Origin of the sequence: Pseudomonas sp. EL_65y_Pfl2_R95 (assembly GCF_963971045.1) — a bacterium.
Lineage (GTDB): Bacteria > Pseudomonadota > Gammaproteobacteria > Pseudomonadales > Pseudomonadaceae > Aquipseudomonas.
This window is the reverse complement of the sequence record NZ_CAXAOV010000003.1, coordinates 178,011-202,209: the sequence shown is the minus strand read 5'-3', so window position 1 is coordinate 202,209 and position 24,199 is coordinate 178,011. Positions and strand designations below refer to the sequence as shown.

Below are 24,199 nucleotides of genomic sequence, written 5' to 3'. Positions count from 1 at the left end.
ACCGCCAGACAGCGATGGTCAGGCTAGGCGTGCTTTAAAGCCCTGACGTCGTCAACCCCACGGTTAGCCAGTTGGTCGGCGCGCTCATTGCCGGGGTGACCGGTATGGCCACGCACCCACTGCCACGTCACTTTATGGCGATTAACCTGCTCGTCCAACTGTTGCCACAGGTCAGCATTTTTCACCGGCTGCTTGGCAGCGGTCTTCCAGCCACGCTTCTTCCAGTTGGGCATCCAGTCTTGAATGCCTTGCATGACGTACTGCGAATCGGTCACCAAACGCACATCGCATTCGCGTTTGAGCTCAGCCAACGCGCGAATGGCCGCGGTCAGTTCCATACGGTTATTGGTGGTTTCGGCCTCGCCACCCCACAGTTCTTTCTCGACACCTTTAAACACCAACAAAGCACCCCAGCCGCCTACACCGGGGTTACCTTTGCACGCGCCATCGGTATAGATTTCTACTTGTTCGGACATGCAGAGCAGTTCTCTCAATAAATTAGATCAGCCAGGCCTGATGGACACTTGATAGGCGTCAGGTTTTATCCCCATCGCAGCGGCTTACCTTGGCCACAGGCATCGGCACCATACCCGCCATCGGCTCGCGCCGGGATTCGCGCAGGGGCCGTAAACCGACAACCATTTTGCGCGCAACCAGTAAATAAAAGCCGCCTGTAGGGGCTTGCCAAGCGCTCGCCCATGACTCTAAAGGGGCCAATCGCTTCTGCCAGGCACGGGAAGCAAGCGGCGGACGATAGCACCCAAAGCGGCGTTTCTCCAGCGCGAAACCAAGCAGGCGCAACCAGTCACATACCCGATTCGACGAGATGCAGCGGGCTTGATGCAAGGCATCGCGGGTCAACATATGACGCAACCCCCAGCAACTGGCCGGATTGATTCCAACTATGAGCAAATGCCCGCCGGGCCTGACACTGTGCGCGGCTTCACGCAGCAATCCATGGGGCGACAGGCTGAAATCCAAGCCATGCTGTAACAGCACCACATCGGCGGCGTGCTCGGTCATTGGCCAAGCCTGTTCTTCACAGGCGATATCCATCCCGGCAAAGGGCGCACCGACCCGAACGGTATGTTGAATCTGGGCGGCTTGAGGTGGCGCCCCCACCGTCGGCCCGTAATGCAGCATATAGCTGCCGAAGAAGCGTGCGAGCTCCTCTTCAAGCAAAGATTGCTGACTCTCAAGCAAGAGTTGCCCATAAGGTCCGTTAAACCATTGCCGGGCACTGGCGATCAAATCCAGCCATTGTTCATCGGCGTCGGCAAACGGCGTTTCTGAGCGCTGCTGATCTGACATTAATCGATTCCTGCGTAGCCCTTAGAGGCCCTGAGGCCTAAGATGCACCTTTGTTTAAACCTTGGCGACTGACGACCATGATAAACATCCAAGCCCTGCCTGCATTCTCTGACAACTATATCTGGTTGTTACAAGACACCGAACAACGCCACTGCGCGGTGGTGGATCCGGGTGATGCCGCGCCCGTCGAAGCGTGGCTTAACCATAACCCGCAGTGGAAACTAACTGACATCCTGATTACCCACCATCACTTTGATCATGTTGGGGGGGTTGAGCAGCTCAAGGCAGCCACAGGAGCCCGCGTAACCGGCCCGGCCAATGAAAATATCCCTGGGCGTGACGTGGCTTTGCACCAGGGCGATAAAGTTCAGATCCTGGGACAGACCTTTGCGATTATTGAAGTCCCCGGCCATACCCTGGGCCATATCGCCTATTACCAGGCAGACCAGCATTGGCTGTTTTGTGGCGACACCCTATTTGCCGCAGGTTGTGGTCGATTATTCGAGGGGACCCCCGCCCAAATGCATGACTCGCTCAGCCGCCTGGCCGCGTTGCCTGGCAAGACCGCGGTGTACTGCACCCACGAATACACCCTGAGCAATCTGCGCTTTGCCCAAGCTGCCGAGCCTGACAACCAGGCCATTGCCCAGCGCATCAGCGACGTCAGCCAATGGCGCGCCAATGACCAGATAAGCCTCCCTTCAAGCTTGGAATTAGAACTGGCAACCAATCCTTTTTTACGGACAGACAAGCCGGGTGTTCTGCAAAAATTAGACGAGCGGAGCGGCGTGCGTGAGCGCTCCCAAGTGCAGGCGTTCACTGAGCTTCGTGCCTGGAAGGACAGTTTTTAAAAAGTCGACACCGCCACAAAAAACTGGTCAAAACTTGACCAAGCGAAAAACGGTTTCTAGAATCGCCCGACATTTGCATCTGGAAGACCATCATCGCTAATGCTTTTATCACCACGCAACCCCTTGAATTCAAAGGCATTAGCACAAAGCGCACAGGCGCTGGTGGTGGTGTTCTGCGCGACCTTGGCTGGCTGTCAAAGCACGCCCCAAGTCAGTGACGACGTGGTGCTGGTTGAGCGCCACAAACCAGACCCGGTGTGGCTCAACGCACAGACCAAAGAGCACGTTGCCACTGATATCTGGGAGCGCGTGCGCGACGGCTATCAAATGCAAGATACCATCGGTATCAACCCTCGCATCGAACAACAGCGCCTCTGGTTCGTCAGCAACCCCTCGTTTATTGAAAACGCCAGCGAACGCAGCAGTCCCTACATTCATTACATCGTAGAGCAGCTCGAAGCGCGCGACATGCCGACTGAACTGGCATTGCTGCCGATGATTGAAAGCGCCTACAACCCGCTCGCGCTATCCCATGCCAAGGCAGTCGGCTTGTGGCAGTTCATGCCCGCCACCGGTAGGCACTTCAATCTGCGCCAAACCAGTTGGTATGACGGTCGCCGCGATGTCATGGCATCGACCAACGCGGCCATGAATTACCTGACGCGCCTGCACGACATGTTCAACGGCGACTGGCTCCTTGCCCTTGCAGCCTACAACGCCGGTGAAGGCCGGGTTAGCCGAGCAATCGAGCGCAACCAGAAACTGGGCTTGCCCACCGATTACTGGAATCTGTCACTGCCCGCTGAAACGCAGAATTATGTGCCTAAGCTACTGGCCCTCTCGCAGGTAGTGATGACGCCAAAAGCCTACGGCGTGAGCCTGAGTCCGGTGGCCAATCAGCCCTACTTCGAGCAAGTCGCGCTGAACCAGAAAATGGACCTGTCGAAAATCGCCGCGATGATGGACCTTGATGAGGATGAGCTTTACCAGCTTAATCCGGCCTACAAGCGTCGCATCACCATGGACGGCCCTCCGAGCTTGTTGGTGCCGGTCGAAAAAGCTGAAATATTGACCGCAAGCTTATCGACCCTCAAGCCGCAAGACATGGTCACATGGCAGGAATACAAGGTTCGCCGTGGCGACACCCTGAGCAGCATCGCCAACCGCTACCACACCAGCGTGAGTGGCATCCGCGAGCTGAATAAACTTTCAAGCAACAATTTGCGCGTGGGTCAAAACCTGAGTTTGCCAATGCGCGCCGGTGAGCAGATTGACGCAGGCCAGCAAATCGCCAGTGCGCGTCCAGCGAAACTGCGTCACTACCGGGTAAAGTCGGGTGACAACCTCTGGTCGATTGCCAAAGCGAACAAGGTTTCGGTCAGTCAGGTGAAAAGCTGGAACAAACTGAGCGGTAACTCGCTGAAAGTTGGGCAAACATTGGCCATGGCCGACGCCTCCCACTCTGGATCGACAGCTAGCAAGCAAAACACGGTTACCTATTACAAGGTGCGCAAAGGCGACTCGCTTTCAGTGATTGCCCAGCGCTTTAAGGTACCGATGAAGCACATCAAGACCTGGAACCCCCGCACCGGAAGCGCGCTGCGCCCCGGCCAGACCTTGACCCTGCGCCTGCCACGCTGATTGACACAACCACCAAGCGCCGCCCGGCGCTTGGCAAGACGCGCACCGTCCCAAATATGCTCTGCCCGCCGTTAGAGCAGCAACCGGCCTGCATCAAATAGCCTTAAAATTAATCGCTATGTACGATCATAGAGCCACTGCAGTGCGCTGCCTGGTCGCCTCTTCACCGAAACCAGTCGCAACTGACCAAGGCACTCAAGCGCCTGGTCTTTTTCCTGTCGATACAAGCTGTTACTGTACCGGGCAAGATGCCCATAGCCGCCACGGATCGGATATATCACTTGATACGTCGCCTCATCCCATTACTGATCAGCCTTGTTATGTGTGGCCCTGCCGGGGCGACCATTATCAAAAGTCATGGCTATGCTCAATTCGGTGCACTCAAGTACTCCGCCAGCTTTACCCATTTCGATTGGGTGAACCCGGATGCCCCCAAGCGCGGCACCCTGCGCATCATGGCTTCAGGCACCTTCGACACACTCAACCCTTATACTTTCAAGGGTTCAAGCCCGATCACCACCGCCAATTTCCTGCAATACGGCGTCACCGAGATGAACGAACCGTTGATGGTCGGCACCGGGGCGTACGACCCGTCTGGAGATGAGCCTGCATCGAGCTATGGCTTGATCGCCGAGACCGTGGAATACAGTGAAGATCGCAGCTGGGTGGTCTTCAACCTGCGCAAAAATGCCAAGTTTCACGACGGCAAACTTATTACCGCCTATGACGTCGCCTTCTCCTATCGCACCCTGCTCAAGGAAGGTCACCCGCAATACCGAACCAACTTGCAGGAAGTGAAGCGCGTCGACATCCTCAATCGCCATCGCATCCGCTTTGTGTTCAAACGCGCGGGTAATCCACTGCTGATACTGCGGTTGGGTGAGTTGCCGGTGTTGCCGCAGCACTATTGGAAAGACCGTGATTTTACAGCCACCACCTATGATCCACCGCTGGGCAGCGGCCCCTACAAGATCACTGACGTCAGCCCGGGTCGGAGCCTGACATTTGAACGGGTGAAAAACTGGTGGGGCAAAGACTTGGCCGTGAACCGCGGCAAATACAACTTCAACACAGTTCGCGTCGATTTTTATCGCGATAGCAATGTTGCCTTCGAGGCCTTCAAAGCGGGCGAATTTGATTTCTATATCGAACAGCAGGCCAAGAACTGGGCCAATGGCTACAACTTCCCTGCCGTGCAGCGCGGCGAAGTTATTCGCGCCGAAATTCCGCACAAAATCCCAACCCAAACCCAAGCCCTGTTTATGAACTCAAGACGGCCGCTGTTTGCCGACGCCAGGGTCCGTGAGGCCCTGGGCTTGATGTTTGACTTCGAGTGGACCAATCGCACCCTGTTCAATGACTCCTACACCCGGGCCAGCAGTTATTACCCGAACAGTGAGTTCTCCGCCACCGGCAAGCTGAAAGGCGCTGAGTGGCTGCTGCTCTCGCCTTATCGAAGCGAGCTTCCGGAAAAACTGTTTACTGAGGCCTTTGCCGTGCCCAAGACCGAGGGCCATGGCATACCGCGCGAAACCTTACGCCGTGCACTGGGTCTATTGGCCGACGCGGGCTGGAAGCCGTCGGTAAATGGCCTGGTCAACAGTAAGGGCGAACAGTTCCAATTCGAGCTACTGCTGGTCAACTCCAGCCTTGAGCGTATTTACCAGCCATTTGCCAAGAACCTTGCAATCCTCGGGATTCAAGCGAATTTACGCAGTGTCGACCGTGCCCAATACAAACAACGTCTGGATCAATTCGACTTTGACATGATTTCCCTGACACTCGCGCAAACACTCAGCCCTGGGCTTGAGCAATCGCTGTATTTTCATTCCAGCCAAGGCAAGGTCAAAGGCGGCAAGAATTATGCTGGGATCGACAGCCCCGTGGTAGATGCCATGGTGGAGAAACTCCTGTCAGCACAAACCCGCGACGAACAAGTCGCTGCGACTCGCGCATTGGACCGCGTGTTGCTGTGGGGCTATTACAGCATTCCCAACTGGTACATCAATTACCATCGCCTGGCTTATCGCAACCGCTTTGCTCATGTCCCCACACCGCCCTACACATTGGGGCTGCGTACCTGGTGGCTGAAACCCACGGAGAAAACCCAATGACGCATTCACTGCGCTCATTTGCAGTTAAAACCAGCGCCATTTTCATGTTCAGTCTGTCGTGCCTTGCGCAGGCAGCGCCGCAACACGCTGTCACCCTGTATGACGAAGCGCCAAAATACCCGGCCAACTTCAGCCACTTTGACTACGCCAATCCGGACGCGCCGAAAGGCGGTACCTTGCGCCAAGCAGGCTTCGGCGGCTTTGACAGCCTCAACCCCTATATCAATAAAGGCGTATCAGCCGATGATCTTGGGCTGATTTACGACACCCTCACCGTCCACGCCTTGGATGAGCCCTTCACTGAATACGGGTTGATCGCCGGCAAAATAGAGAAAGCCCCGGACAGCAGTTGGGTACGTTTCTACCTGCGCCCAGAAGCCCGCTTCAATGACGGCACTCCAGTCACAGCCGATGACGTCAAGTTCACCTTCGACACCCTGATCAGCAAAGGCTCGCCCATGTATCGCGGCTATTATGCGGATGTGGCCAGCGTCGAGGTGGAAGGCCCACACAAGGTAATGTTCAAATTCAAGCACTCAGGCAACCGCGAGTTACCCCTGATTGTCGGTCAACTGCCCGTGCTGCCTAAGCATTGGTGGGCAGAGCGTGACTTCAGCAAAAGCAACCTGGAAGTCCCTCTGGGCAGTGGCCCGTACCGCATTACCGAAGTAAAACCCGGGCGCACCATACGCTACGAGCGGGTCAAGGATTATTGGGGCAAGGACCTCGCCGTCAACCGGGGCTTCTACAACTTCGACACCATGCGGATCGACTACTACCGCGATAACGACGTCGCCCTGCAAGCCCTGAAAGCTGGGCAGTTCGATTTTTGGCTGGAAACCAGTGCCAAGAACTGGGCGACGGCTTATAACACCTCAGCCGTAGCCAATGGCCAGTTGATTAAAGAAGAGCTGAAAAACTCCAACCCCACCGGAATGCAGGGCTTTATTTTCAATATCCGCCGCGACCTGTTCAAAGACCCACGTGTTCGCGAAGCCTTTGGCCTGCTGTTTGACTTCGAATGGGCTAACAAGCAACTGTTCAATGGCGCCTACAGCCGCACACACAGTTATTTCGACAATTCCGAGTTGGCCTCCAGCGGTCTGCCAGATGCCGATGAGCTGAAAATACTTGAGCCGCTGCGCGACAAAATCCCGGCCAAGGTGTTTACCGATGAATTCACCCTGCCTGTGACTAAAGCCACCGGCATGATCCGTGAACAACAGCGCCGCGCCTACCAGCTACTGCAAGAAGCAGGTTGGCGGGTCGAAGGCGACCACATGCTCGACGCCAGCGGTAAACCGGTCAGCTTCGAATTCTTGCTCGCCCAGACTGAATTTGAGCGCATCTTATTACCTTACAAACGCAACCTGGCTGACTTGGGTATCGACATGGTGATCCGCCGCGTCGATGTCTCGCAGTACATCAATCGCTTGCGCTCACGTGACTACGACATGATCGTTGGCGGTTTTCCGCAATCCAATTCCCCCGGCAACGAGCAGCGCGAATACTGGCATTCGAGCAGTGCCGATCGCCCTGGCAGCCGCAATTTTATTGGCCTGAAAGACCCCGCCATTGATGACCTGGTCGTCGGTTTGATTGGCGCCGACTCCCGTAAAAGCCTGATTGACCACACCCGCGCGCTCGACCGAGTGTTGCTGTGGGGCTATTACGTAGTGCCTAACTGGCATATCAAAACCTGGCGCCTGGCCTACTGGAATACCCTGCAGCACCCCGCGGTGACGCCGATGTATGACATTGGCCTGAACACTTGGTGGGCGCGACCAGCCTCCCCTGAGACCCAGGCGGCGCAGCGAGCTGCGGAAGCTGCTGAAGGGGCTGAAGCACCAGCCCCAGAAGTCGAGCCTGCAGAAACACCCGAAGCGCCTGACTTAGCGCCTAAAGCTGAAGGCACGGAGCAATAACATGCTGGCGTATATCATTCGTCGCCTCTTGCTCATCATCCCGACGCTGTTTGGCATTCTGCTGATTAACTTCCTGATCATCCAGGCCGCACCCGGTGGCCCGGTTGACCAGATGATTGCCAAGCTGGAAGGTTTTGAAGGCGCTACCAGTCGGATTTCCGGCGGCGGCTCTGAAGTGTCTGTCGCAGGCTCCAACTACCGTGGCGCACAAGGCCTGGATCCTGAACTGATCGCCGAAATCGAGCATATGTATGGCTTTGATAAGCCAGCGCCAGAGCGTTTCTGGATCATGATCAAGAATTACGCCCACTTTGACTTCGGCGAAAGCTTCTTCCGTGACGCCAAGGTGCTCGACCTGATCATCGAGAAAATGCCCGTGTCGATCTCACTCGGGCTCTGGAGCACCTTGATCATGTATCTGATCTCGATCCCCATGGGCATTGCCAAAGCCACTCGCCACGGCAGTGCATTTGATGTGTGGACCAGCTCAGCGATCATCATCGGTTATGCCATACCGGCATTTTTGTTCGCGATCCTGTTGATTGTGGTGTTTGCCGGCGGCAGTTACCTAAACTGGTTTCCGCTACGCGGCCTGACCTCAAACAATTTCGATGACCTGAGCACCACGGGCAAGGTTCTCGATTATTTCTGGCACTTGATCCTGCCGGTCACAGCCTTGGTGATTGGTAACTTCGCCACCCTGACGCTACTGACCAAAAACAGCTTTCTCGATGAGATCAACAAACAATATGTGGTCACAGCGCGCGCCAAGGGACTAACCAATACCCGCGTGCTTTACGGTCACGTGTTCCGCAACGCGATGCTGTTGATCATTGCCGGTTTCCCGGCGGCATTTATCGGTATTTTCTTCACCGGCTCATTGTTGATTGAAGTGATTTTCTCGCTCGACGGCCTCGGCCTGATGAGTTTTGAGGCGGCTATCAACCGAGATTACCCCGTGGTATTCGGAACCCTGTTTATCTTCACCTTATTAGGTTTGGTAGTGAAATTGATCGGCGATATCACCTACACCCTGGTCGATCCACGTATCGACTTTGAAAGCAGGGAGAATTGATATGGCACTGTCCCCCATCAATCAACGGCGCTTCGAACGATTTAAAGCCCACAAGCGTGGCTGGTGGTCGCTGTGGATCTTCCTCGCGCTGTTCACCCTGACCCTTGGCGCCGAACTGATCGCCAATGATAAACCCTTGGCTGTGCGCTATGACGGCGAGTGGTACTTCCCAGTATTCAAGCGCTATCCGGAAACCGTGTTTGGCGGCGAATTCCCGCTGCAGGCCAACTACAAAAGCCCGTACATCAAGCAACTGATTGCCGACAAAGACGGGACCATGATCTGGCCGATTATCCCGTTCAGCTATTCGAGCATCAATTACGACCTGCAAGTCCCTGCCCCCGCTCCGCCGTCCTCGGTCAACTGGCTAGGCACCGACGATCAGGGCCGTGATGTGCTGTCGCGAGTGATTTATGGCTTCAGGATCTCGGTGCTATTCGCCCTGATCTTGACCATCCTCAGTTCGATCATTGGTGTCTTTGCCGGAGCATTACAAGGCTTCTATGGCGGCTGGGTCGATCTGGTCGGTCAGCGTTTCCTCGAGGTCTGGTCGGGCCTGCCGGTGCTGTATTTGCTGATCATTCTGGCCAGCTTTGTACAGCCCAACTTCTGGTGGCTTCTGGGCATTATGTTGCTGTTCTCGTGGATGAGTCTGGTTGACGTGGTACGCGCCGAGTTTCTGCGCGGGCGCAATCTGGAATATGTGCGCGCCGCCCGGGCACTGGGGATGGAGAATGGCGCGATTATGTTCCGCCACATTCTGCCCAATGCCATGGTTTCAACCATGACCTTTATGCCGTTTATCCTCACCGGAGCGATCGGCACCCTGACAGCGCTGGACTTCCTTGGTTTTGGTTTGCCACCCGGCGCCCCTTCATTGGGTGAGCTGGTCGCCCAGGGCAAGTCGAACTTGCAAGCGCCATGGCTGGGAATCAGCGCGTTCGCGGTACTGGCCATCATGCTCAGCCTGCTGGTGTTTATAGGCGAGGCCGCTCGCGATGCCTTCGACCCGAGGAAGTAACATGACCGACACTGACAACCTCATCGAAGTGCGCGACCTCTGCGTCGAATTCGTCACGGGCGAAAACCGCCATCGGGTGGTCGAAAACATCAGTTTTGATATCCGCCGCGGCGAGACATTGGCCTTGGTAGGTGAAAGCGGCTCGGGCAAATCTGTCACCGCCCATTCGATTCTGCGCTTGCTGCCCTACCCGCTCGCACAGCATCCAAGCGGCACTATTTGCTATAAAGGCGAAGACCTGCTGAGCATGAGCGAGAAAAAGCTGCGCGGCATTCGCGGCAACCGTATTGCCATGGTGTTTCAGGAACCCATGACTTCGCTGAATCCGCTGCACTGCATCGAAAAGCAGATCAACGAGGTGCTTGCGCTGCATAAGGGCCTTAGTGGTAAAGCCGCCACAGAGCGCACGCTGGAGCTTTTGAGTCTGGTGGGTATTCCTGAGCCGCGTAAGCGCCTCAAGGCTTATCCCCACGAATTATCAGGCGGCCAGCGCCAACGAGTGATGATCGCCATGGCCTTGGCCAACGAGCCTGAACTGCTGATCGCCGATGAACCGACCACAGCCTTGGACGTCACCGTACAGCTGAAAATCCTCGAATTGCTCAAGGAATTACAGGCACGTCTGGGTATGTCGCTGCTGCTGATCAGCCACGATTTGAACCTGGTCAGAAGAATTGCTAACCGCGTATGTGTCATGCAGCGCGGAAAGATCGTCGAACAGGCGACTTGTGAAGATTTGTTCACTGCGCCGCAGCATTCCTATACTCAGGAATTGCTCGGAGCGGAGCCCAGCGGTGATCCCGTCGATAACCCGCCGGGCAAGCCGATACTGGAAGTTGACGACCTGCGCGTGTGGTTCCCCATTAAAAAAGGACTCATGCGCCGCACTGTTGATTATGTAAAAGCGGTGGACGGCATCAACTTTAGCCTGCCACAAGGCCAGACCCTTGGCATTGTTGGCGAAAGTGGTTCCGGCAAATCCACACTCGGTCTGGCGATCTTGCGTTTGCTCGGCAGTCAGGGCGGGATACGTTTTCAGGGCCAGGCAGTTGATGGCCTGTCGCAAAAGGAAGTGCGACCACTGCGCCGACAAATGCAGGTGGTGTTTCAGGACCCCTTCGGGAGTCTGAGCCCGCGCATGTCGGTGGGTCAGATCGTCGGTGAAGGCCTCGACATTCACCAGATGGGCAGCAAAGCTGAACAGGAACAAGCTGTAATCGATGCACTTATAGAGGTAGGCCTCGATCCGGAATCCCGGCATCGCTACCCCCATGAGTTTTCGGGTGGGCAACGGCAACGTATCGCCATTGCCCGGGCACTGGTACTTAAACCGGCGCTGATACTGCTGGATGAGCCCACTTCGGCGCTCGACCGCACTGTTCAGCGTCAAGTTATTGAGTTGTTGCGGTCATTGCAGGCCAAGTACAACCTGACTTACCTGTTCATCAGCCACGACTTGGCTGTCGTCAGGGCAATCAGCCATCATTTAATGGTGGTTAAACAGGGTCAAGTGGTTGAACAAGGTCCGGCAGAGGCGATATTCGCTGCGCCGCAACATATTTATACTCAGCAACTGCTGGAGGCTGCCTTCTTGGCGCCAGCAACTGCTGACTAATCCTTGCGAATAGGAAGAGGAACAACACATGGGTTTTCTAACCGGTAAGCGCGTACTGATCGTTGGCGTTGCCAGCAAACTCTCAATCGCCTCGGGCATTGCTGCAGCCATGCACCGCGAAGGTGCTGAACTGGCGTTCACCTACCAGAACGAAAAGCTCAAGGGCCGTGTTGAAGGCTTTGCCGCTGATTGGGGTTCAAGCGCTGACCTGTGCTTCCCATGTGACGTGGCCAACGATGACGAGATCGTTTCTGTATTTGAAGCCTTGGGCAAAAAGTGGGATGGCCTCGACTGCATCGTTCACTCAGTCGGCTTCGCCCCTGGCGACCAACTTGACGGCGATTTCACTGACGTCACCACCCGTGAAGGCTTCCGTATCGCCCACGATATCAGCGCTTACAGCTTTGTCGCGTTAGCCAAAGGCGGCCGCGAGTTGATGAAAGGTCGCAATGGCAGCCTGCTGACGCTGTCGTACCTGGGTGCTGAGCGCACCATGCCTAACTACAACGTAATGGGCATGGCCAAGGCCAGCCTTGAAGCCGGTGTCCGTTACCTCGCCGGTAGCCTGGGCCCAGAAGGGACGCGTGTTAACGCAATCTCTGCGGGTCCAATCCGCACCTTGGCCGCGTCGGGCATCAAGAGCTTCCGCAAAATGCTGGCAGCCAACGAAAAGCAAACCCCACTGCGCCGCAACGTCACAATTGACGAAGTTGGCAACGCCGGTGCATTCCTCTGCTCGGACTTGGCTTCCGGCGTAAGCGGCGAAATCATGTACGTCGATGGTGGCTTCAACACGACCGCAATGGGTGCAATGGACGAGTAATCTTCCACGCAGCAATGCGTATTGCCCTGATAACGCCCGGCGCACTAGTGGTTGCTCCGGGCTTTTTTTTGCCCTGAAATCAGTGATTCGAGCACTGGGTTGTCCTTCGTGACCAATCGCACGACTCAGGTGGTGATAGCTTCGACGCCCAACCTGATTACAGCCCCAACAAACGGGTACCTTTAGTCAACATCCCCCGTCTAGCGCTTTAGCACGCGGTTTTTTTTGATTTTTAACATTACGCTTACGGCAGAGTTGTCTATTATTGACTCACGATGTTTTTCTTGTGCATGGAGCCCTGTCGATGTCTAAAGTCACTGCCGGTCGTAACGGTAATCCCTTCAAACCCAGCAGCCGTACGCTGGCATTGGAACCGCGGATTCTTTTCGATGGTGCAGCAGCAGTTGCCACCGAGCATCAGGCGACCGACGCCTCCGCGCACGATGGCCAAAACACTCAGGACAACACACACGTTCCGGCAACAGCGGTTGAAACCGCACGTTCAGCCCCACCTGCTACGTCCGCAGCCAAAGCCTTGCTGGTCATAGACAGTCGCCTCGAGAATAGCCAGCAACTTACCCAGCAACTACCCGAGGGCGTTAAAGCCATCGTAGTCAACAGCCAAGAAGATGGCATTGCCGCCATTGAGAAAGCGCTTGAGGCAATGGGACAGGTCGACTCCATACAGATTCTTTCCCACGGGGCTGCGGGCCAGTTCACCTTGGGCAGCACCACCGTATCCAGCGACAACATTGATCAACTCGGCAGCCGTTTCGCACAATGGAGCAATAATCTCAGTGCAGGGGCGGACATTCAGCTTTACGGCTGCAAAATCGGTGCAGGTGACGCCGGTAAGACCCTGGTCGGTGAGCTTGCCCGCTGGACAGGCGCAGATGTCGGAGCCTCAGACGATGACACCGGCAGCAAAGCCGCCGGCGGCGACTGGCAGCTGGAAGTCCGCGATGGCGACATTGATAAATCAATTGCCCTGAGCGCTGCGACGCTTGATAACTTTTCAGGGTTGCTGGCCGACGCAGCACCAACCCTCTCCGCAGGTGGTGCGGGCGCCGACGTTCAGCTAGGCAGCAATTTCACCTTTACCCTGAACTTCTCCAATACGTCCAGCCAGTCAGGCTATGCCCCTTTTGTTGACGTGTTCCTGCCCAAAACGGGGATCGATGGCGCCGGCGCAGAAATTGATGATGGCATCAGCTTCGTGTCTGCCAGCTACCTCGGACAAGCCTTGGTTTCACATGTCATTACCTTCGATGCCAACGGCCAGGCGGTTCATCCCTTGGCCGTTGGTGCGGATGGCCAACCTTTGGTTGTTAACGCCGCCACTTATGGTATGCGAGCGGGCGATCAGATGGTGGTGCTGGAATTGCCATTTGCCAGTGTTAGCCAAGGTCAGCCGAATATCGGCATACAGATCACGGCGAGCCTGAGTGATCTAGCTGACACCGACTTCTCGTCTTCTGCCGCAACCCCGGATCTAACCATCCGCGCTCGCAGCGGATTCCAGTACGGCAACGACGCACTGAACAACCCAACGGTTGACCCCAGCCTGGTAGAGTCCGGGGCCATCAGCTATGTAGTTCATCCAACGGTTATTACCTTCGACCAGGTCATTGTTGCCCCCGAGGGTGAAACAGCCACCGGTCCAAACTATGGTAAAGAACTGCAGATAACCGTGAGCCCGGCCACCTCACAAACCATTACCGACCTTGAGATTACTCAACCGGTGCCGGACGACGTCATCATCACCCAAATCACCCCGGGCGCAAACGGCACACTGACCTCAATCACCCTGTATAACGGCGACACCATCAGTAACCCGGCTTTGATCAATGCGGTTTTTGCGCGCAATACCGATGCCGATCAAACCAATGATGTGTATATCCAGTCGTTTACGGTCGCGTATACCGACTTCACGGCGCCCGTGACCACCAATGTTGACTTCTTTATCCCCGACGCTGATGTCAATGGTAATCCGGTTATTAACCCCATCACTGGCGACGATGTCACCATCACCTTTGCCCCGCCCTCTGCCAGCGGCCTGTGGCATCCACTTGATCCTCGCGATGTGGACACCCCGGACGGCACCATTGCCTTTAGTGGTGATGGCAATGCGACAAGCATTGTCGCGAAGTCAATCACGCTGGAGAAGCAGGTCACTCTGCAGACGGATATTGGCACCACGGGCTTAAGCCCGGGCGACACGCTTAACTACACCATTAACATCAATATTTCTGACTATTTTGCCTTTGGTGAGACGCTGCTCAACCAAGGTAGCTTCGTCATTTCCGACAGTCTCAGCGATGGCCAGACCTTGGCTCCCGGCACGCTGTTTTTGTCTGCCAATGTGGATGGGGTTAATTATCAAATTCCCGTCACCTTTACTCAGGTCGTCAACGCCGATGGCTCAACCTCGCTGGTTTTCGACATCGCGGCATCGATTGAGAATTTTTACCCGAATCACCAATGGCTCAATGGCGATTTGTCATTCGATGACGTCCTGCAAGGCGCCACCAACGCAGTGCTCAGCTATCAGGCGGTCATCGGGCAAAGCTATTCAGGACCGGCCGGCACTACGCACCTTGAAATCAACGAAGGTGATTCGCTGAGCAACAATGCCACGGTGACCGCCACCATTATGGAAGACTCGGTCAACCTGACCGGCCAGGATCAGTCAGATTCATCGAATACCACCAGCACTATTCCGACCAGCAAAGTTGAAATTGATCTGGCAGATCTCAACGGAGATGGGGCGCCAGCCCCGGGCACCGAACTCCGGCCGGGTGATGAAGTAACCTTCAGTCTGACCTATGACCTGGTCACCGGTGACTACGAAAACTTCAGCATCACCGCTTATCTGCCGCTGCCGCTGTTCGACCTGACCGGACTCGACGCCAACACCCTCTGGCAACTGGGCACCGACAACACCAATCCCAACAGCCCAAGCTCGGTGGTTATCGGCCCCGGTAACTCGTTGATTTTTACCTTCGACAATTACGTCAACAGCGGGACTGAAGGCAGCACCATCCAAATTGACTTCACCCTGACCGTCAGCGATCAACCCTTTGCTGATCAGCGCTCATTTAACGTGCTGGCTGAATCGAGTCAGACCACCACCCTTGATAAGAATGAAATTCTTTCATCGGATGACGTGACCCTGATCGCTTCGGTAGCCGAGCCGGACTTGAGCATTACCCATGGCGTGGTTTCGTCCAGCAACGGCACGGTGACCGGTACTACCGGTGGCTGGAATGCCCCCGGTACTGGTGGTGCCCCATTCACCGGCAGTGTCACCGACATCAATGCGATTGAAGGTAATGTCACCGATATCGACGCTAACGACACTATCCGTTTGGCCACGGCAATTGAAAACTCCGGTGGCGGCAACGCCTACGATGTCAGCACGCAAATTACTCTGCCGCCAGGCTTGTCTTTCGTTGGTGGCGACCTGTCTAGCGCCAACCTGCTGATTTTCCGGGGTGACGGTACGCAATTAACGGCGGGAGTCGACTTCACCGTAGACAACCTTACCAACACCATCACCTTTGTTGATGGCGCGGGTGTGGGTGCCCTCCTCGCCGGACGCCCTGGAACAGCTGCAGACAACAGCGGTGCCAACCTGATTGTCATTACCTATGACGCAGTGGTTGCCAGCGATATCGACGCCAGCGCCACCATGGAAAGTACTGGCACACTGGTTAATTACGCCAGTGTCGAAGGCGGCGCGAACTTCCTCGACAGCGGCGTTTTAACAGATAACGCCGCGCAACAGGTCGCAGCACCCACTATCAGCAAGGATTTTGCTGGTGGCGGCCTCAGCGATGACGACTCAAGCGCAGGCCATACCACAGGCGCGGATCTGGTCGTGGGCGAAAGCATGCTCTACGACATCATTGTCACCTTGCCAGAAGGCATCACCCAGTCACTCAATATCAATGACCTGATACCACCGGGCATGCGCCTCGACACCAGCTTCGGCACCGGCGGCTACCAGTTGATCACCACTGCCGGCGACGTCCTTACTTTTGATTTCGCCGGTAATGTTGTGATCAGCGGAATTTCCGCACCGAGCGGCACGCTGGGCACTGATGGCGTCGATGCCAACTTCACCTTTAGTGCTTCAACGACCACTGGCGACAACAACGTCGACAACAACAAATTTGTCATTCGAGTACGTTTGATTGCCACCGACGTAAGCGGCAATCAGGCAAATACCGTTCTGCAAAATGATGCAACCCTCAGCTACACCGATACCGACGGCGACACGCCCAATGGCACCGCACCTGCCGACAGCATTGACCGCACAGTTGCCTTGACCGGTGATAAACCGACGATCACCGTCCGTGAACCAACGCTGCAAATCAGCCAAACCATCAATACCCCGACCGACTTTGGTTTTGACCAGGATGACCCAGTCGACTTCACCATCACCATCACCAATGGCAACAGCAGCACCGACTTCGATGCCTTTGACATCAGCTTCAGCGACACTCTGCCCACTGAGTTAAGCGGCCTGACTATCACCAGCGTTATTTACACCGTTAATGGGGTGCCGACCGATATCACAGCGAACTTCAGCATTGTCGGCAATACCTTGGTGAATAACGGCGACGTAGATATTGCCAAGGGTGGCAGTATTGCCATCAATGTCAGCGGTGTGGTCAATGCGAGCGGCGCGGCAGTGCCCAATTTTGACAACCAAGCCCAGGTCCAATGGACCAGCATGGATGGCATCAATAGCGATGAACGTACCGGCGTAGACGACGTGCTCAATAGTGGCGTACTCAATGACTACCGCCTAGACAGCACGCTGGTGATCCCGGTTGCTCAGGGCATCCGAATTTCCCGTGTGGGCGGCCTCAGTGACACCACGGCCCCTAACCCAACCAACGCCAGTGTCGAGAATGTGGCGGTCGGCGAGTTGGTTCGCTATCGCGCCGCCGCGCTGATTCCGGAAGGTGAGAACCCTAACTACTCAATGAGTTTCACCCTTGACGCAGGATTGACGCTGGCAGACCTCGCCAGCATGCGCGTGGCCTTTGTATCCAATGGTGGATTGGTAACTGATCTAGGTGACCTGATAACCAGCGGCGTGCTGAATATCAACGGTGACGAAAATTCGCCGGAGGCCATGTTTATCACCCCCGATTTATCGGGTGCAGGTCCAACCGGTGTACTCAACTCCAATTATGTAACCGTCACCACCGACGCGAACGGCCGCCAGGTTATTACCATCAACTTTGGCAATGTCTCCAATGGCCTTAACGGCAGCGACACTAACGATGACAACCTTGAAGGCATCATTGTTGAGTTCAGCGCCCGGGTAAACAACCAAGTCAGCAATCAAGCCGGTGACCAACTCGGCGTTTTTGTGCAAGACCGGGTCGATGGTGCCTTGCGTGCAACCAGCGCCACCTTGTCTGAAAGAATCGTTGAAGGCGGCTTTAGCGGCCTGGATAAAACAGTCACTAACTTCGACCCTAACGTCGGCGGCAGTACGGGCACTGCCACGGTGACGATCGGCTTTAACCACAGCGGTGAACTGCCCGCCTACGACGTCAACTTGAGCGACAGTTTTCCAACCGGCAGCAACTATCAACTGGTCAGCATCACCGTAGGCGGCACGACCTACGCAGCAGGCGATCTGCCCGCTGACGGCATCAGCTTCAGCACTGCGAGTGGCCTCAATATTGACTTCAGCCAAGTGGATGTTGGCAGCCAGATCAGCGTGGTCTATACCGTTGACGTGCCCAACGATGCAGTCGTTGCCAATACCAATGCCAGCCTGACCTGGAGCAGCCTGCCGGAAACATTCACCACCTGGGGCGGCAGCAGTGTTGGCGCTGATGGAACGGCTGATGGCGAGCGTACCAGCGCTGACGGCGTTGGCCCCGGCAACGACGCGGTGCTCAATAACTATCAACTGGTAGAAGCTGCAGGTCTGGGCATCATCAGTGGCACACTGTGGAACGACACCAGTTCTGCTGATGGCTCCACCACACCAGACGGTCCGGGTATAGGCGGTGAAGAAGTCACCCTGAACTGGGCTGGCAATGATGGCATCTTCGGTAATGCTGACGATGCTTCCTTCAGCGCAATCACCGACAGCAACGGCAAGTTCGTATTCGGGGTTCTACCCTCGGGCTTATACCGCATTGATGCGCCAACGGAAATTGATGCGGCTTTTAGCTTCGATGACATGCACATTCGAATCGATAGCGATGGCGGCACCCTCGGCCAGGTCACTGTCACCTTGGGCGAATCCGACAGCCAGCAAGCCAACTCAGGTTACGTCGAGCAAAATGATGCGCCCATTAACAGCCTACCCGGCGACCAGAACGCAGTTGAAGACGTTGCTTTAAACATCACCGGCATTTCCGTGAGTGATGAGGATGCTGAAAGCGACCCAAATATCGCGGACAGAGCCATTCAAGTCACCTTGAGCGTCACTCAAGGCACATTGTTTTTAACCGGAGCATCCACAGGCGTCAACGTCACTGGCAGCAATTCCAACTCACTGGTGTTGGTCGGACGCATTGCTGATATCAACGCAGCCCTGGCTAGCCTTAACTATTTGGGCAACGCCAACTTCAATGGCAATGACACCCTTACGGTGCTAACCAACGATTTGGGTAACTTTGGCGACGCCGACGACAACGGGATTCCCGGCGAACTCACCGACGCGCTCACTGATCAAGATTCGTTACTGATCGTCGTCGCAGCGGTCAACGATCCCCCAACAGCTGTAGACGATACTGCTACAGCTGTAGAAGCGGGCGGTCGTGGCAATATGACTCCCGGCATAAACCCAACCGGTAATTTGACGGACAATGACACTGACGTTGATCTGATTACCAACCCAGACACCGAAAATCTTGATCTGATTTCGGTCACGTCCTCCGTCGGGACGGTTGCTGTGCCAGCAGTGGGTACAGTTGAAATCGTCGGTAAGTACGGCAGTTTGTTTGTGGATGCGAGCGGCGCCTATGAGTATGTTGTCGACAATGATAACCCTGAAGTTGAAGCCCTTCGCCTAAGTGGCCAGACGCTGACCGAAACCTTCACTTACGTGATCAGCGACAACGGCGTACCGCTGGCAACCCCCAATTCCAGCGCAGAACTCACGGTAACCATTCAAGGCGCTAACGACACACCTGTAGGCGTCGACGATACCGGCACAGCAATCGAAAAAGGCGGCGTCAACAACACTGACGCAGGCAACCCCGGCGATACTCCGCTCCCAGGATTCCCAGTGGCAGGCGCTGACGCTACCGGCAACGTGCTGGACAACGACACCGACGTTGACGGCACTGCCGGCGACCCTGTTGACTATGGCGAATCGAAAAGCGTCACCGCTATTCGTAATGTGCCTGAAACCGATATCGGCACCCCCACTGCCGTGCCTCCAGGTAGTTCGGTCATGATCAATGGCCAATATGGCCAATTAACTATTGCCTCTGACGGTACCTATACCTACGTAATCAATCAGGACAATATCGATGTTCAGCGCTTAGGTCCTAATGACACCTTGACCGATGTGTTCAGCTATCAGGTCACCGATGCACTGGGTCTCAACGACTTGGCCAACTTGACCATTACCGTTCAAGGCAATTACGACAATCCCGTTGCCAGCGATGATCAGGCTCAGGCGCAAGCCAGTGAAACCGATGATGACGGCAATGAAGGCAACCCTACCGGCAATGTCATCACCTTCCCCAGTCGTCCAGGTGGCACAGGCACGCCTGGCGGCAATGGCATCGATCAGGATGTCGATGCGGCGGACCGCCCCAATACCAATTTGATCGTCAGTGGCATCCGTAACGGCACTGAGCTTGCTGGCGGCGCACTGGGGGCCGTGGCCGTTGGCACGACTCTCGATACTCTGTATGCGCAGACATCCGGGGGCGTTGCCTTGGCCAACGCCGGTGGCCTTTCATATGGCGAATTGACCATCAACCCAGATGGCTCATTCAGTTTTAACGTCAACAGCGATCATCCCGATATCGTCGCCTTAGCCCTTGGCCAAACGCTTGACGTGGTAGTCACTTACCAAATAACCGATACCGCGGGATTAACCGATACCGCCCAGTTGGTCATCACCGTTACCGGGGCCAACAACGTGCCATTGGCGAGTGACGGCATAGCACTGGCAACCGAAGCTGGCGGCCTGGACAACAATACGCTTGGGGTCAACCCAACAGGCACTGTCCCAGCAGTTGACCCGGATGGCGATCCGCTTGAAGTGATAGCTATTAGTAGCGAAGTGGAGGCCGGCACTGTAGGCGTTAGACTCCAAGGCCTCTATGGCTGGCTAACCATGCAGGTTGATGGTAGTTACGTCTATGAAGTGGATAATGACCTAGCCGCAGTGCAGGCCTTACGCGAGGCTAGCGATACACTGATCGAGCGCTTTACCTATACCGTAGAAGACCCGGGCGGACTCAACGACAGCGCCGAAATCATCGTGGTCATTCGCGGCCAGAACGATAACCCGGTGGCAGCCAATGACACCGCCACAGCAAGTGAAGCTGGCGGGGTTAACAACACCAGTGGCGGGGTTAACCCTGTGGGCAACGTGCTGACCAACGACACTGATGTCGACAGCGTGGCCAATGGTGAAACCAAAGCAGTTGACTCGGTTCGCACAGGCGCAACTGAAGGCGCAGGCACCGCAGGTTCGCTGGGAGTTGAACTGCGCGGCACCTATGGTTGGCTGACGCTGGGTGATGATGGTGAGTACCAGTACCGGCTCGACAACTCAATGGCGGCCGTTCAAGCCTTGCGTGCGGGCAATACCCTCACTGACACGTTCAACTACAGCGTAATTGATACCGCCGGGGCAACCGATTCAGCGCTACTGACCATCACAATTCAAGGCACTAACGACACCCCAGTCGCCAACGATGATACCGCTTCGGCAGTAGAAGCAGGCGGCCTGAACAATACAACGCCCGGCGTAAACCCAAGCGGTAACGTACTCGCCAATGACACCGATGTGGACCGCAATGGCGAAGTGCTGACGGTAACTGCTGTGACAGGCGGCAGCATTGGTACAAGCTTCGCGGGCACTTACGGCAGCTTGAGACTCAATAGCGACGGGAGCTACACCTACACCGTCGATAACAACAACCCAGTGGTTCAGGCGCTGCGTACTGCGGTCAATCGAATCAGCGAAAGCTTTACCTACACCATTCGCGATGTGGCAGGTGCCACCAGCAGCGCAACGCTGACCATCACCATCGCCGGCCGTAATGACAACCCGGATGCAATCAACGACAGCACCACTGCCGTTGAGGCTGGCGGGGTAAACAATGCAACGCCAGGCACAAACCCAAGCGGTAATTTGCTTACCAATGACACCGATGTAGATAGCGGTGACAGCAAAACCCTTGATGGTATTGGCAATGGCATTATTTTGGTCGGCGGCACTTTCACCGGCGTGGGGACAAGCCAATCCATCGTCGGCAATTACGGCACGCTGACCGTACTGGCGAACGGTGATTACCACTATGTGGTCAATAACAGTCTGGCCGCCGTACAAGCGCTAAAACCTGGCGATGTCTTGCGCGAGACCTTCAGCTACCGCATGCATGACACCGCTGTAGCGAGCGATGCTGCGCAGTTATTGATCACCATTCAAGGCGCCTGGGATACCCCAGTTGCGGCCAACGATAACGCGATTGCAGTTGCCGACAATGGCGACGGCAGGTTTATCGATCCAACAGGAAATGTGCTGACCAATGACACTGATGTGGATGCGGGCGATAGCTTGACCGTTACCGCCATTCGCACCGGCCAGGAAGCGGGCAGTGGCACCGCCGGCACAGTCGGAAGCGTGCTTGTCGGTCAATACGGCAGTTTGCTGATCAATGCCGATGGCAGCTATGAGTACGTGCTCGACAAAACCAATCCCGATGTATTGGCGCTCAATCTGCTCGACACCCTCACCGACTATTTCACCTATACCGCAACAGACAACGGCAGCCTTAGCGATCCTGCGCAACTGTCGATTCTGATTATCGGCCGCAATGACCCGCCCGTTGCGAATGATGACAGCGCCACTGCCATTGAGGCCGGTGGGGTTAACAACACTACGCCGGGGCTCAATCCGAGCGGTAATGTGCTAAGTAACGATACCGACCTGGAGAACGGCGTACTCACAGTCACAGGTGTACGCACGGGCACTGAAACAGGGACAGGCACTGGCGGTAGCGTCGGCACCAGCCTGCGTGGCCTTTATGGCAACTTGACCCTCAACAGCAACGGCACTTGGACTTATGTGCTGGATAACAGCCTCGCCTCAGTACAGGCCCTGCGTATCAGTGGTCAGACACTTACAGAGAACTTCACCTACACAGTTCAAGATCCCTACCTTGCCGATGACACAGCCCAGCTCGTCATCACTATTGATGGTCGCAATGACACACCAGCGGCCAATGACGATAACGCCACCTCTGTTGAGGCGGGTGGCATCTTCAATGGCACCCCGGGGATTAATCCGCAAGGCAATGTGCTGGATAACGACACTGACGTCGACAGCGTTGCCAACGGAGAAACCAAGCAGGTTATCGGCGCCAGCAGTGAGACAGGCAGCACCGCCAGCGCAGGTCAAGTGCTTGTCGGCCGTTATGGCAGCCTGACATTAAACGCTGACGGTACTTATCAGTACGTCCTGGATAACAACAACCCAACTGTTCAGGCCTTGCGTACAGCAGGTGAAACCCTGCGTGAAACCTTCACCTACACAATGCGTGATACCGCAGGCGCCGAATCAACAGCGCGGCTCAATCTGCTGATACAGGGCGCAAACGACAATCCGCTGGCGGTCAATGACAGCAACGTGGCCAGTGATCAGGTGCCTGCCCCGCAGACCAGTGGCAACGTGCTGCCAAATGACAGTGATGTTGATGGCGGTGACAGCCTGCAAGTGGTGGCGATCCGCACCGGCGCAGAGAACGCTACAGGCACCAGCGGAGCCATTGGCCAGCCAATAGCAGGACGTTACGGCACCTTGGTTCTCAATGCCGACGGCAGCTACACCTACAGCATTGACCTGACCAACAATGAAGTATTAGCTGCGGCAGGATTAGGACAGGTACTCAGCGATGTATTCACCTACACCTTAAGTGACTTGGCGGGTGCTACCGATCCTGCCGAGTTGGTCATTACACTGGATATCACTGCGCCGTTTATCCCGGCCCCTACAGATGGTCCCTTCCACCATGAAGACGACCGCGATCCAGCAGACCAATACCAACCGCTGCTCAAAGATATTGAGCCAGCCGTGTTTATCAGCCCCGTGGTCCAGCGCGACAGCAAGATAAACGCATTTATGGCGCGCGAAACCGATGGTAGTAAAGTCATGCTTGGCGCTTCTGCTGGCCTTCTCAGTAACATTGATGATGCCTACCAAGTGCCCGGCCAGTTTATCCACCAGCAAGTGCTCGACAGCCAGTTCGACAGCGAATTGGACATGACCTGGATTCTCAGCCGTCAGGAACGTGTCGACTTAACGGCGGATGGACTGCTCAGTGATCCATCCTTGTTTGGCGCCAGCGCAGAAGGCATGACCCACTCCTGGCAGGTTCCTGAGCGCGAGCAAAAACAACAACAGGAGCCTGGTCGTGAGCAGCAGCCTGAGCGCGCGCAAACGGCCAATAGCTTCCAAAATCAACTGAAAAATGCAGCCCAGCAACGCAGTCTGATCCGGCCTGAAAGTTAGACCGCTGGGGTGGATGTCACTGCTGGCATCCACCCTTTCACCACTGCGACTGTGTTGAATATGGGCGTAAGCTTGAGCATATCGTG

General features: G+C 55.7%; 11 protein-coding genes. 9 read left to right on the top strand and 2 right to left on the bottom strand.

Annotation, left to right across the window (positions count from 1 at the left end; translation table 11 throughout):
• Positions 1–23: 23 nt before the first annotated feature.
• Both rnhA and AACY09_RS11675 read right to left on the bottom strand, forming a co-directional pair.
• Complete coding sequence (gene rnhA, locus AACY09_RS11680; RefSeq protein WP_087516516.1) at positions 24–476, bottom strand: ribonuclease HI; 453 nt, start codon at positions 474–476, stop codon at positions 24–26.
• A gap of 58 nt (positions 477–534) precedes the next feature.
• The gene (locus tag AACY09_RS11675) at positions 535–1,311 is read right to left on the bottom strand and encodes an SAM-dependent methyltransferase (RefSeq protein ID WP_339488159.1); all 777 of its coding nucleotides are present in this window, start codon (positions 1,309–1,311) and stop codon (positions 535–537) included.
• 77 nt (positions 1,312–1,388) lie between these two features.
• Between AACY09_RS11675 and gloB the strand changes: the two genes are divergently transcribed.
• From gloB to AACY09_RS11630, 9 genes are all read left to right on the top strand, one after another.
• On the top strand, positions 1,389–2,162 hold the full coding sequence (gene gloB / locus AACY09_RS11670; protein WP_339488158.1) for a hydroxyacylglutathione hydrolase: 774 nt from the start codon (positions 1,389–1,391) through the stop codon (positions 2,160–2,162).
• Positions 2,163–2,261: 99 nt separating this feature from the next.
• Positions 2,262–3,803 (top strand): LysM peptidoglycan-binding domain-containing protein, encoded by a 1,542-nt coding sequence (locus AACY09_RS11665; protein ID WP_339488157.1) that lies wholly within the window; start codon positions 2,262–2,264, stop codon positions 3,801–3,803.
• 320 nt (positions 3,804–4,123) lie between these two features.
• The gene (locus tag AACY09_RS11660; RefSeq protein WP_445323819.1) at positions 4,124–5,917 is read left to right on the top strand and encodes an extracellular solute-binding protein; all 1,794 of its coding nucleotides are present in this window, start codon (positions 4,124–4,126) and stop codon (positions 5,915–5,917) included.
• Positions 5,914–7,842 (top strand): extracellular solute-binding protein, encoded by a 1,929-nt coding sequence (locus AACY09_RS11655; RefSeq protein WP_339488153.1) that lies wholly within the window; start codon positions 5,914–5,916, stop codon positions 7,840–7,842. The genes AACY09_RS11660 and AACY09_RS11655 overlap by 4 nt, the downstream gene beginning before the upstream one ends.
• 1 nt (position 7,843) lies before the next feature.
• Positions 7,844–8,917 (top strand): microcin C ABC transporter permease YejB, encoded by a 1,074-nt coding sequence (locus AACY09_RS11650; RefSeq protein WP_339488151.1) that lies wholly within the window; start codon positions 7,844–7,846, stop codon positions 8,915–8,917.
• 1 nt (position 8,918) lies between these two features.
• Positions 8,919–9,938: an ABC transporter permease gene (locus tag AACY09_RS11645; protein WP_339488150.1), complete on the top strand. Its 1,020-nt coding sequence runs from the start codon at positions 8,919–8,921 to the stop codon at positions 9,936–9,938.
• A 1-nt stretch (position 9,939) separates the two neighbouring features.
• Complete coding sequence (locus tag AACY09_RS11640) at positions 9,940–11,553, top strand: ABC transporter ATP-binding protein (RefSeq protein ID WP_339488149.1); 1,614 nt, start codon at positions 9,940–9,942, stop codon at positions 11,551–11,553.
• Positions 11,554–11,581: 28 nt separating this feature from the next.
• Positions 11,582–12,376 (top strand): enoyl-ACP reductase FabI, encoded by a 795-nt coding sequence (gene fabI, locus AACY09_RS11635; RefSeq protein ID WP_339488148.1) that lies wholly within the window; start codon positions 11,582–11,584, stop codon positions 12,374–12,376.
• A gap of 304 nt (positions 12,377–12,680) precedes the next feature.
• Positions 12,681–24,113 (top strand): VCBS domain-containing protein, encoded by an 11,433-nt coding sequence (locus AACY09_RS11630; protein ID WP_339488147.1) that lies wholly within the window; start codon positions 12,681–12,683, stop codon positions 24,111–24,113.
• Positions 24,114–24,199: the final 86 nt, after the last annotated feature.

Excerpts from the sequence above, each read along its gene's own strand:
- rnhA (WP_087516516.1), bottom strand. The coding sequence starts at position 476 with ATGTCCGAACAAGTAGAAATCTATACCGATGGCGCGTGCAAAGGTAAC.
- AACY09_RS11675 (WP_339488159.1), bottom strand. The coding sequence starts at position 1,311 with ATGTCAGATCAGCAGCGCTCAGAAACGCCGTTTGCCGACGCCGATGAA.
- gloB (WP_339488158.1), top strand. The coding sequence starts at position 1,389 with ATGATAAACATCCAAGCCCTGCCTGCATTCTCTGACAACTATATCTGG.
- AACY09_RS11665 (WP_339488157.1), top strand. The coding sequence starts at position 2,262 with ATGCTTTTATCACCACGCAACCCCTTGAATTCAAAGGCATTAGCACAA.
- AACY09_RS11660 (WP_445323819.1), top strand. The coding sequence starts at position 4,124 with ATGTGTGGCCCTGCCGGGGCGACCATTATCAAAAGTCATGGCTATGCT.
- AACY09_RS11655 (WP_339488153.1), top strand. The coding sequence starts at position 5,914 with ATGACGCATTCACTGCGCTCATTTGCAGTTAAAACCAGCGCCATTTTC.
- AACY09_RS11650 (WP_339488151.1), top strand. The coding sequence starts at position 7,844 with ATGCTGGCGTATATCATTCGTCGCCTCTTGCTCATCATCCCGACGCTG.
- AACY09_RS11645 (WP_339488150.1), top strand. The coding sequence starts at position 8,919 with ATGGCACTGTCCCCCATCAATCAACGGCGCTTCGAACGATTTAAAGCC.
- AACY09_RS11640 (WP_339488149.1), top strand. The coding sequence starts at position 9,940 with ATGACCGACACTGACAACCTCATCGAAGTGCGCGACCTCTGCGTCGAA.
- fabI (WP_339488148.1), top strand. The coding sequence starts at position 11,582 with ATGGGTTTTCTAACCGGTAAGCGCGTACTGATCGTTGGCGTTGCCAGC.
- AACY09_RS11630 (WP_339488147.1), top strand. The coding sequence starts at position 12,681 with ATGTCTAAAGTCACTGCCGGTCGTAACGGTAATCCCTTCAAACCCAGC.